The 12,486-nt window shown below is 59.3% G+C and carries 3 protein-coding genes; all 3 read right to left on the reverse strand.

Features of this window, described 5'->3' with window-relative positions; translation table 11 throughout:
• Positions 1 to 305: 305 nt before the first annotated feature.
• From AC07V0_RS17095 to AC07V0_RS17105, 3 genes are read right to left on the reverse strand one after another with little or no spacing between them, the layout of a single operon-like run.
• Positions 306 to 4,349, reverse strand: a complete 4,044-nt coding sequence (locus AC07V0_RS17095) for a hypothetical protein (protein WP_495019705.1) — start codon at positions 4,347 to 4,349, stop codon at positions 306 to 308.
• Positions 4,346 to 10,513 (reverse strand): hypothetical protein, encoded by a 6,168-nt coding sequence (locus AC07V0_RS17100; protein WP_495019706.1) that lies wholly within the window; start codon positions 10,511 to 10,513, stop codon positions 4,346 to 4,348. The genes AC07V0_RS17095 and AC07V0_RS17100 overlap by 4 nt, the downstream gene beginning before the upstream one ends.
• Positions 10,510 to 12,465: a peptidoglycan-binding domain-containing protein gene (locus AC07V0_RS17105; RefSeq protein WP_495019707.1), complete on the reverse strand. Its 1,956-nt coding sequence runs from the start codon at positions 12,463 to 12,465 to the stop codon at positions 10,510 to 10,512. The genes AC07V0_RS17100 and AC07V0_RS17105 overlap by 4 nt, the downstream gene beginning before the upstream one ends.
• Positions 12,466 to 12,486 lie beyond the last annotated feature (21 nt).

Consider the following 12,486-nt stretch of genomic DNA (forward strand, 5'->3'; position numbering starts at 1 on the left):
CCTATATGCATCATCTGCCTAAAACGCCCCACTAAAGCCTCAACTTTAAGCGTTGTATTAGACTGGCCACGGCGGATACCTCGCCGAAAACATCGGCAACCTTTACTGACCAAAAATCTTCACCGGGAAGAATTTTCCCCCAGACTGCTCCGCAGACGAAAACCATGCATACGACCATCCAGACTATCGCATCTCGACTCATGGAATACTCCAGTACAGCGGCAGACGCTGCCTAATCGTACTTGCCATTTCATCGTTTCCCCTTCTCCGCCGGACAAATCCTCATGCCCCGGAGGCAGCTTGCATCACTGAAACGAGATACCAAATACTTGCGAGAACCTGCGGATCATTCCGGGTGCATCCCTGTCGGTGTCACCAAACATCATCACGAAAAACTCGCGCAAGCTGCCGGCATCGCCCAAAGGATCAAACTTGCCGGGGCGGCCATTCAAAAGCACCTCAGCGATTACGCCGGCGTTGCAACCACTGATGTCCCGATCGGCATTTCCCAACAGCCGAAGATCCCCGTCGTTCATCCACAGCCCGTCCTCCGGCAGGAATACGGTCACAGCCCGTCCACCATCGTGCACAAACCTACCGACGATCAGCAGATACCGGTACTGGAGCAGGACTTCGCCGGTCGCACCCACAAACGGTGCGCTGGCCACTTGCGCGGCATCGAAAGAGAATTTTCCAAGTCCGAGTCTGGCGATCCCTAGCGGTTCAGTCCGCGGGTTCAGTTCATCGCTGTCAGGTAAGGTGTAGAGGGGTAAAGCATCGCTAATCGCACTTACAAGCGGTGCGACGGTGCTGTCTTGCTGCAGCGTTCCGGACGGTATATCCAGCAGCCGGCTGAACTCTACAAAAAGGTTGTAATGTGGTGGTGTCCCGGCCGGGGGATAGACTACGAACCCTGTCGCATTCGCCATCGCCTGACTGCTCCCCCGGTCCAGGGAAAAGCCGAATGGGCCGAAACAGTCGAGATCATCGGCCAGTAGCCGGTCGAGTTCTGCGCTCTTGAGTGGTTCTACGCTGTGGTCCGGCAGCGGACCGTAACGAAGTTCTGCAGGTTCGGTTTTCTCCCCAATCTCTGCCTTCACATGCGCCACTCGCGCTCGCAATCGTTCACCCATTCCGTACTCTCTGAACCATGGCTCATCGAGAACTACCAGGAACGCAGAGCCGACACCTTTTTCGGCCGTGCGTGGACTGGCGTCCATCGCACGAATCAGCGGCAATACCGCCAGCAGTTTGGGCGGTTTGATCTGCATGGGGTTGCCGCGGAACGGCATGGCGATGCGCCGCGGACCTATGGCCTTCCTGTCCTTTTCCAGCAGCACGCCTCGATAGCGCGAACTCAGGTTCAGATGGTATCGGAGGTAGTCGGCAGCCGTGATGCCGTCGCGCCGATCGACGTGCAAGGCAATTTCGTCGCTGCGCTCCCGTGGGAACCTCAAGATGACCTCTTCGCGGCGCACAAAGCCTTGGTCAAGCCCGACCAACTCGTCAAAATAGCTGACGAGCTCAGAATCGGGCGCATCCCTGTGCGCCGCGTCAATGATTTCCGGTGGCGGTCCGCTGGCTAGCCGCCGACGCCACTCGGCAGGTGAGGTCTTTTCATCAACAGTGGCTCTTGAAGGTACTGGCAAGTTACGCCAGACCCAGCGCTCGCAGGAGATTCTCATCTGATGGACATGTCGCAGATGACGCTGTTCGCTGGCATCCAGGCGCGAGAAGCCGTACCGAAGTTCGACATTGCCCGCGCCATCCGCCGCGAGTAACAGATTGCCTGCATTCAGTTTCGGGAGTTCGGCGCTCGCACTTTCCGCGAATACGACACTCTCGGCGAACGCCCGATACGATGTTCCGTCAGCCGCGAGCCAAGGCTCGTGTTCGAGAAGCCTGCTCAATGCTTCTTCGTCCATGCGTTCGAAATCCTCCGGCGCGATCAATGGGACCAAACCGAGCCGCACATGACTGCCCGGCGCGATAACAAAACGCAGTTCGCGTGCGTGCGCATCGGCCTCGAATCGGTCTGCAACGCCACAGGCGAACGTGATGCCGGCCTCCTGTGCGAGATTGATGTACTTGGTTTCAGCCTGGTTGTCGAAGCGATACCGAACACCTAGCGCCGTCACCGCTGGGTCGTACGGAAGTCCGCCACCGGCAGCATCGGTCCAGCCTCCGCTGGCGAGCAGAGAATCACGAGTTCGGTATATCGCGGTCAATGCCTCCTTCAGTGCATCCACAGCCGCTTCTTGCGCCGCTGGCGCCAGGGTCGTTGGCGGTATGCTCCAGCGCAGCAGCGTGTGTTCGTCCAGACGCGGCGCCTCCACGCGAAAAGATACTAAGGACGGCCAACCGGCTGCGTTATCGGCAACTTTTTTTTCGCGGAACACTTCACGGTCAGACGGCACCAGCAGCACCGAGGTGGGCTGCGCGACATTTCCGGCGGGAGGCGGAGCCTCTTCCAGGCAACGTAGCCATACCTCGTCGGGCGTTTGCGGCCAACCGTCTTTAGGCGGCAGGATGTTGCAATGCCCGACGGCTACTCGACGAAGAAAGCGCACACGATCCCGCTGTGGCGGTGAGAGGCGAGAGATGGTGGCAGGGTTGAAGGCCCAGGGCTGATCGGGAAGACAGAGCTCAGCCGCTTGGCCTCCGGACCGGTCGATCACGCTCGCCGCGAACTCATAGTGGTCGCCGTAACGCAGCGGCAACGCCCGCAGTCCCCAGGTCGGGCTGGTGAGCCTTTCCAACTGCGCGAACATCAGGCCGACCTCGTTAACGTCAGTCTCCCCCTCCCCCAGGTTTTCGCGGTGCACACGTTCCATTGGGTTTCGGCACACGAGGTTGGCGCCGCTGTAGGTCAGTTCCCGGCACAGTACTTGATCGACGTAGCCTGCGGTGACGCCGAGCACCCGATCAGACGAAGAAACCCAGGTGTTTGTACCGTCGTTGGTCGTTATTGCGTATCGCCCTCCACTCAATGCGTGCCAATCGGCTGTTGAGACGTCATCCGGGGCATCGAGCGCTGCAACGTCGGAGCTGCGACGCCCGAACAACTGGATCGCTGCAATGCTGTCCACCGCATGAACCAACGGGTCCAACGGCTGAACTTCGGATCGCAATCGCATAAGCTCGTCGCCCACGACCAACTCGATGCCCTCATCTGGTCGGCACGGGCCGGGGTCGCGCGCAGTGAACGCAGGCAAGAGTCGTTCACGCAGCAGGATCGGCAGGTCCGATATCGCGTCAATATCGATCTCCGTGACTATCTCCTTGTGCGAAACATCCATCAGGGTCTTTAAGGTTTCTGGGACCTCTTCCACATACTTTTGGCGAATGACCTCCACCGTATCGTCTTGGCTGATCAGCGCCGCGCTGATGATGCTCCGGCGCTGGCTCGCCACCCATTCGCCAAGGGTATTGGCCCGCTCTTTCCAACTTTTCAGAGCCTCCTTTGTCTCGATGATGGTCGCGGGTCGCTGAGGCAGGCTCACACCGTGGGACATACAGACACTGGTCAATTCTTCGATACTGAGAGCGCTCAGCATTGCGCCCGGATCCAATGCCGTTTCGAGACGCGTGGCCAGGTCCAGCAGCGAGTCGTCGCGACTGTCGCGGATGCTTAGCCAGTAGTTGTCGAGTTCGTCCAGGCCGTGAGCCAACGCACTCTCCAGTACCAGCACTTGGCAATGTGCCTGGACATCGGCGGTACTGTAGGAATGGACATGCACCGCAGGATCATCAGCGGCCTGAGTACCGGAGTAGTTCGCCCCTAATAGGCTTGCCGGAGACGCAGAGATCGCCATGCCAGGCTTTAGCTGCCAGTTCCCGTCGGTATCCAAAGCCGCCAGTCGATCCCTGTCTACGTTGAAGAACCAAGTGCACTTGAGTGCCGACGGGGTGGGTTGGGCGAGAGTGTTCAAGGTAGTCATCAGGCCAGGCCAGGAGACCGCGTGCTTGCCGCCTGTATCCTCGAGTTTTTGGTGTTTACCATCGAAGGTAAATGTCAGTTGGCCTTCCTGCGCCAGACGTTCACCACGAGCGAGCACAGCGGCCTTGAGAGACGCCATGAATGGCCCATTGTCGGGCAGCGGTGCCGCCGGCGAACACCGCGTGATTTCACTGCCGTTCTGGTCGACGATGACGATCTCCGGGAGCGCGTCGCCCCAAACCCTCCAGGGCAGCGTTGACAGAATCGAGTCTGCGCCGGCTTGCGGCGAATCGGGCTCGGCAGCCATGCCGATGGAGATACGCAGTGCCATCGGCCAGGCTGGTTTGTCCAGAAAATCCTGTCGAGGACCGACGAGTGATAGAGTCAAGCCCAAGCTCAGAGAAGTCACGGTTCGCTCCTGTAAACGGCCAGGGTGTCAAAGTAGTCGTTCACGGCGGCAGCCACATCGATGGCAGGCAGCAAGCCGTAGTCAGGCGCATCAGCCAACTTCTCTGCGCCCTTGGCGTGCGCAAATGCCGTGGGCGTCACTGCGGAAAGTGTTCTGATCCTGGGGCGACTGGTGTTCAGTCGAGCGCCAGAACCGTTGCTTTTGCTCGAGCCCGAGAAGACCTTCTGCGCCGTGCGTGAGACACGCAGCGTGTAGCACCAGCAAATACGGATACTCACGTTGAACGTTCCCGTGGCGACCATGCCGCCGTTGTCGGTGTACGTGATACGCAGCATCAGGCGAACCGACGCCGAGGCAATCCCCATCACGGAAAATTCGCCCCAGACGAGGATGCCGACCGAGATGGCGGTGCTCCCGATGCCGCTTTGCCAATCTCGGTAGAAGTCGACCCCGCTCGTAAAGAGAATGCCCGCACTCCCCTGGGCGAAGCCGAAATTAACCGCGACAAAGGCGCCGGCCGACACCCCCACCGACACCCGCGTGACAAAGCGCGACGGTGGCTTGTACGAAGCGTCGATACCAAACCAGCCTCCTCCGCCAAGGAACAAAACGGCCAGAGCGAAGGGGCGGTCGGGCTTGCTCAGCCAGAGACCGGTGCTGATCTCGAATCCGTCGCCGATGAGTAGATCCAGGTGCGTATTGAGCGTGACACCGGTCAATGTGAAAGCGCCGGTGCCGATGTCGGGAAGAGGCAAACTCAAGGTTGCGCTGACGCCGGAAGGCAGTAGCGGCGTAATTGTCGCTCCCTCCACTTGCGGCATCAGGGCCTTCAGCGCATCGGTTATGAACTGGAGTTCTGGTGATAGCTCCAGTTTCTCGCTGTCGAAGTCGAACTTGAGTTCGCCCCGCTCGTCGAAGTTGAGGCTGGCGTCGTGTAACGTGACCATCGGTTTGTCGTTCAACGACAGCTCGAAGTCAGCGTTGAGAGAGGCAGTCGTGCGCTGCCATCGTGTCCCGTCCTTCGCCACGCTGACGTCGCTGTCAGCGGTGAAGTGCGGATCGATCAAGCGCAATTTGACGGGACCAAGGTCGAATAACGTAGCGGGCTCGTCGAACTGTTTATTGATTGCGACCTTGGCCCAGGCACGCAGCCTGTCCTTGTCAAAACCATGCTGCAGCTTTATCCACTCGTACTCGTGGGATCCGTCCAGCGGCACGTCGAGGTCAGGCAGGAAATAGGTGAGCTTTATCCCGCAGAAGTCGGGGAACAGGTCACGAATCGCCAAGCCCTCAAGCTTGGGCAGGAGACGATCCCGAATGCGATCAAAGGGCATGCTCGCACTCAGCGAGTTGAGCATGTCCTGCCCAAGGTGGTTGAAGTATGCACTGGCGCGTGTGATGCCCAGGGCCTGCTCCGCCTGATTGAAGTAATAACCGACCCATTCGCGGCTCGTTTCCAGTGCCTCTGTGACCGGCCCCTCCGCCAGCATACGAAGGGTCTCCAGGCCGGCGTCCAGATTTTTCCTGGCGATTTCGACTGTGGGGCCGAGTGACGTCCGGGCCCAGTCCTCCAGCTGTCGGCCGCCTGCTTGGGCATAATTTTCGGCAATTTCCGCCTGTTCGCGGACCGCCCGTTCCAGGTCGCCCAAGGTGCCAGACAGTTGGTTTTTTATCTCTTTCAGCGCGTCGCTGGTCTTTGTTTTGAAGAGTTTCAAGGCGTCCATCGAGCCTTGAAGGTCGCCGAAGGACAGTGTGCCAAGCTTGTTTGACAGGGCATCTTTCACATCGTCTGCCGCCCTGCCAAGCTCCTCGACCACTTCCTTTGCCCCGTCGAGCAACGTGTCCCGCAAACTCTCTACCGACGCCGCGTCCTGTACCTTCTTCATCAGGCTCTTCGCCCAACAATCGATCCGTGCAACGGCCGCGTCCATCATCATCGTGATGTCCGCCATTTCGTCCCACATTTGCTGGACCAACCGGGAGGCCGAAGCCAGCAACGCTTCAGCCAACGGCTTGCCCACGTTCTCGGACAGTGCACTGCGCATGCCAACAAAGTCGGGGGGCGCGGCGTCGAAAGGAGGCAAACTGTCGCTCCAGCGTTCGAGCCAGTCGACGACTGGCCCGAGCTGTCCCTCAACACTCTCCCGCAGGCGCTTGTAGACAGTGGGGCTATTGCTGTTATTCGACAAGCGTGAGAACCAGTCGGCCAGGGCGCCATCGGCGATCTGATCGAGCATGTCGACAAGATGTCGCAGCTCGACAGGAAGGCCAGCAAACTTCACGCGCCACTGAGCTTCCAGTTCAGCAGCACTATCCACATCGAGCAGGTAGGCCTGTTCGATGCGGTTGATCTCAATAATCAGGTCCCCCGACAACCGCAAGAGTCTGGATTCAAAACCGTCCTTTAACGATTCCAGGAGGCGACGTACCGCCGCCATAGCCTGCTGCGGCACAAAACCGACTTCACCGACCCGCTGCTTCGCCTGTTGCTGAATCGCATCGACTATGGCACTCGCCTGATTGCGCGCCAACTCGATGTTCGCAACTGCTTCGTTCTCGGCAAAGTGGACAGCAAGGTCCTCCATCTGCTGGCCAAGACGCGCCGCATCGCCCACGCGGCCGTCGCTGCCCTTGATGGCATTTATGTATTGGTTGTTGCGTTCATCCTGTTGAGCCTGCCAAGTACGCGCCAGGGCATTCTGCGGGGTCGGGACCTTATCCACGGCCTCCTGTAGTCGATCAACGAGCTTGCTAACGTCTTCCTTCAGCTGAGGCTGCGTGGCCAGTGGTGCGTTTTCTCCTGAAGCAACCCGTTCGCGCAACGTCGCACGCAGCTCAGTGAGCCCATCAACAAGTTGGGCTCGAGCATTGCCGAAATGTTCGGCGACGGTCTCGACCTCGAAGGTCTGCTTGCGCGTCTCCTTCGGCAGGCCGCGAGCCAGGTTTATGTTAGTGACCTTTGCTTCGAGGCCCGGCACGTTACGCGCGTGCATCAGGTTGACCGCTTCTTCGGCAGGGTCCAGCGTGAAGGTGAACCTGGCCATGCCCAGTTCAATCGCAGCAGCATCCGGTTGTTGGGCACGCCCCTGGAAGCTGCTCGTAAAAGGCAGATCTGGGGGGGAAGGACGTTTCAGAAGAGGAAAATCAACATCCGGCCACGCTGGCCAGGCATCGGTATCGCCGCCGTCCTGGTCCCGCGTGCTGCTGAAGAAAACAAGGCGCTCGGTGCTCTTGATACGCTGAGCAATCGCGCCCTCACCTTTCCCGGCCGCGCGCGCCAGGTCAAGAAACACGCGTGGGTCGGGGAATTCCAGTTCACGGCCATCCGGTATCGGGCCACGCAGCGAGATGATAAAACCGTCGCGAATGTCCTGTCCCCAATCGGACCGCACCGGAACTTGAATGCTACCAAAAACGCTTTGGACCAGCGGTCCGCAGGTGGGCTTGGTTGTATTGTGGTCGGGATATCGCCGTCGTGGTTCAGTAATCTCGACGTACTCGCGCACCTTGCGCAACGCGGCAATACCGGCGAATTCTGGCTGTGCTTCGAGAGTGTCCTGCTCTCCAGTCGGATTGATTTCACTGTATCGCGGCGAGCGTCGCGTCGTTCGTTCGTAGACGATCACATGGCGCGCTTTGTTCCACAGCATCGAGATACGGCCGATGCGTATTAACGTGAGTGAGTCGAGCCGACCCTGACGGGTGTTCGTGATGATCAGCGTTTTGCCGTTGTTGAAGGCCGCTGTCTGTGTCCCTTCACCACCCAGGCTGCCAAATACGAGTCCCTCAATCGAACCGGCGCTAGACATCGGTTTGGCGATCAGCTCCTTGTAGACATTACGGGACTGGAACGGCCAGTCCACGCCACCACGCAAAGGCTCACGGTCGGTCACTGATCTGTCGTGCCGGCTGCCGATGTCGAATGGATGCGCCGTATCACGCGTCGGGCGCAGTCTATATTCCAGTCCTTGATCGACCAGCAGGCGACCCCGCCGCGCAATATCCCGGTAGACCCGCCACCATGAGGGCCGCGCCCAAAGACCGCTCAGCCACTGCCTGGCTTTTTCTGCATATAGCTGCTTGATGCCTGCGGTATCGCGGTCACGCAGAAGGGCTTGAAGTTCGTCCGGGAACGGAACACGCCCGATGAAACCGTCGAGCTCGGCAATGCGCAGTCCCTCGGTTTCCAGATGCGCAGTCAGGCCATACAGCAACTCGAAATCCGCCGACTCCAACTTGACACCCACCGCCCCCAGCCGCCGTGCCAGCAGACGGCGTAGCGACCAAGGTGCTTCCGAGCGCGCCATGTCTACATCAGTTCGGTCCAGCCGCAGAAGCGCCGGTGGGGTGAGGCGGAAGTCGAACAGCTCGCCTTTGCCGGGCACGCACGTTCTGACCTTGGTACCTGGTTTGGCAGGGTCGTCACGATCCAGGTGCAGGTACCCCTTGATCATTTCCTCGCCGATGCCCTGAGGTGGCAAGGTCACGCGCATGCCGCCTTTGTTCGAGTAGAACTGCCACTCTGGTGCCTGATCGGCGTCGTCCAGGTATTCGGCGAGGATATCGTCGCCATTTTGCTTCTCAGACGTCTGAACGCGTACAACCGTCAGTGGGCCAGGATCGACCAGGATAACATCGGTATTATGCTCACCAGGCGTATGAAGCTGGAGTACAAGGCGCAGCTGACGGCTTTGCTGCTGGTTTGCAACCTCATGGATCGTGAGCTTGCAGGATTGATCCGCAAGGAGGTCGAAGGTCCAGGGCCGTTCGCGCCGAACCACATCGGAGAGCGTCTCGAAACCCAGCTCCGGGTCCATGCTCAGCGCCGTATACGTGGCGTTGTCGAAGCCGAGTTGGAGAACGCTCTCCAGCGGAGCGCGACGGTACGCAGAACCCGCCTGCGCGATAACGAGTGTCAGGTGCCCCCCGGTAAATGAATCCATTGACAGTAAGACGGCGCCGATACCCAACTTGTGCGACGGCTGAATGAGGCCCTTGCCGTCAAGTTTCCAGGAAACCATCTTCCCGGACGCCGGTTGGACGTCCTCGGCCCACCCACGCAGCACCAAGGGCCGGCCGTCAATGTCGAGTGCTCCGCCACAGTGGATCGCAATCTTCCTTCGACTCGGCAGGCCGATCGACTCCAACCGCGTATCGATCAGCTTCTGGTCTGCATCCGCCTGCAGCCAAAAGACTAGCGTGACGGACTCGTCCGCAATATCGGTGGTGATCCAGGTCGGGAGCAGGCTCAGCCGGTTGCGCGAGCGGGTCGTTGCGAGCCCGAGCGCGTGGCCTTCGAGCAACCCTTGTGTGATTGACTCCAGCGTCAGCGTTTCGGCCAATCGGGTACCGCGGCCGCCAGGAATATTCAACCATTCAAGTCTCCAGCCCTGGCGTTCCGTCACTTGCAAACAGCGCAGTTGTAGGCCGTTCGCCACCAACGGCGCGCGTGCCCGCTCTGCGAAGTCCAGTCGCAAGGCATAGCCGCTGACGGGGGCAGCAGGGACAAAGGAGGAGGCGATCAACAATTCTGTGCAAACGTCGTAGGCTCCCTTCCCCTCAACAAGCACGAACGCCAACGAATAATCAGCCGAATCCTGCGCATCGCGATTGGCATCGATATGCACGAGATTCCTGCATCCCGGTTGACCCGCGATGGGCGCACACAACAACGCATTGCCACGGCTCGGCTGACGAGACTTGTCGACGACCCAGCGATCGTTGATCCGGGACAACCACTTGGCGATACCGCGCTCCAGGTCGGGGCCGTCGGCGACGTGAGTCCCGGCATGCTCGCTCGGCATGTCAACGAATTGAAGGTTATCGTCTTTGACTTTCAACCAGAGACGAACCCAGATCCCCTTCTCCTGCGGGCTGAGCGGCGAACTGACGTGGAATTCGAGCTTCAAGTGCCCATTCTTGGGCAGCTTGCGCGACTTGGCGGGAAATGAGCCGGATGCGGTGGCCACACGCTCGAACTTAGGCGCATCACCGGCGCCAGCTGGCGTACGCGGATCCAGCCGCCAGCGGATGCGGGTCTCACCAATAACGAGATGTATCTGGTCGAACAACGTCGCCCTGAATTCCTCGCCAGTCTCGGGGGCGGAGATATCCTTCCCCAACAGTTCGATGTACTGATCCGCCTTTGGCGTGTAAATAATCATACGACCACCACCTTCATCGCCGTCTCTCCGGCGGCACCGAACATTGGGTTGGCGTGCCAGATCCTGCCGTCCTGTCCAATCGCGGCAGCACCACTGAGGCTCAAACTCAGCGCCGGAATGGGTTGATCCAGCCAGAGATACTTCTGAGTGCCGGCATGGAATGTGCGATGGCAGGCTTCACCCCATAGCTGGACGATGGCGTCGGGGTAGTTTTCGCAAAGCGTCTGGAGGTCGGCCCCGGGCTGGAGCGCAGAAATGTGCTCGAGGAAGTCACTAGCGACAACCTGCTTCGCTGCATCGCGCGGTAAGCGGACGTTGCCGAACCAGCCGAGCACGATCGGTGACGCCTTGAACGGGGCCAGCCACTCGCGCCACCGCACACCACTGCCCGGCAGAATATCAGTGGGAATGCCGTATCCAGCGTAGAGCATCAAAATCCGGCATTCGGCCAACTGTGGCCGGATCTCGGTGATGTCGAGCAATGATTCTTCCGGCGCTTTTCCTCGCAGTCGCTGGCGTACCAAATGCAATTGATCGTTTTTTCGAAGGGCCAAGCCGATGTAGTGGCGATCACCACGCGCCACCAGCAGATGATTTCCCGACATGGCTGCTGGCAATGGCGTCGACTGCCCCATAACAGCAAGTATCCCGACGGGCTCGCGAAACATGAGATTGATGCCATGCAGTAATGCGTCACCCTTGGGACCGATCAAGGTCGTCCCGTTGTCGCCAAGCAGACCTCTGAGACTGAGCGACTTCACTTTCTCGGCTACCACCACTTCAATTCCGTTTCCGGTCGGCCACGTGTGTTTTTCTAAAAGGTCGACGCCTGGCTCGGTCAGCCCCAACTTCCCGGCACCGCGAGCGAGGTCGATCTGCTCGGCCTGCTGTGTGGGCTCGATACTGAGCATGGCCATGAATATTTTGATTGGTTTGGGGGACGGCGCTGGTGCAGGAGGCACAACGGGGGCAGCGTCGGTCTCGATCCCCCAGCCGTCCAGACGGAAATCCTTACCGTGCACGCGGCCGAATCCATTGGAGATTGTGCCCTTGCGTTCGATGATGTCCTTGGCGAACCTGGGCCGCGATTCCGAGAGCGCTTTCGTGATTGTGTTCAGCTTATCTGTCAACGTCGCCTTTGCATCTAAAGCCTTCAACGCAGCCTTGACGCGCGGCCTTTCCTCCTTGCGCCCCAGTCCACCGTTGTTCACCTGGATGTCGAAGAACAACTGAACCGTGCGCTCGGACACCATTTTGAACTCTTCGCCGAACTCCTTGGCCTCCAGGATGGCAGGTTCGTAGTACAGCCGCTTTGCGAACGAACGCTGCAACCGTCGAATTGCGGGATCTTTGCCCAGCTGCGCAAATGCTTTCTGCCATTCGGGCTGGAGTACGAAATTGCGTTTGCCGTCTGAGATCTGGACGGCAAACTTGTAAAGATTCTCGGGAGTGGCATCGAGTATCGACTTCAGCTTCGCTGCCTGGACGTCGCCGAACGCTGCGATCATCGTAGGCTCGTACTTGGCAAATGCCTCTTTTAACAACTCGCGCAGTGGCCCGTACACAGCCTTGTTCTTGGTACTGCGTGTGATCAAGATGAATCCGATAATCCCCCAGGTAATGCCGGCTTTATCCCAGTTACCGGCCGCCTTGGTGTACCCATGCCCTTCAAAGGCCGCCACCAGGCTGAGGTGCCTCTCAAAACTGTCAGGCCATTCTCTCTCGGTGAGTTTCTTCCAGAGCGCCGCGTCGACGACCCCGGTAATGGGTAGCGCCAGTTTGAACTGGACTCTCTGGACCGCAAGCTGAGTGGCTCGTCCGTAGTCACCATCAATCGTGGCAAGCGCTGGCTCTAGTCCCCCGCCTTGCGCAGGAACCTGAATTTTGATCAGCGCCGCTTGCAACTGCTCGACCAGATCACCGCGCATACCACGAGCCAGAACCGCTGTCACATTGATCTCTCCTTGATCGTT

The organism is Pseudomonas sp. GW821-FHT01E10 (assembly GCF_059422365.1).

Excerpts from the sequence above, each read along its gene's own strand:
- AC07V0_RS17100 (WP_495019706.1), bottom strand. The coding sequence starts at position 10,513 with ATGATTATTTACACGCCAAAGGCGGATCAGTACATCGAACTGTTGGGG.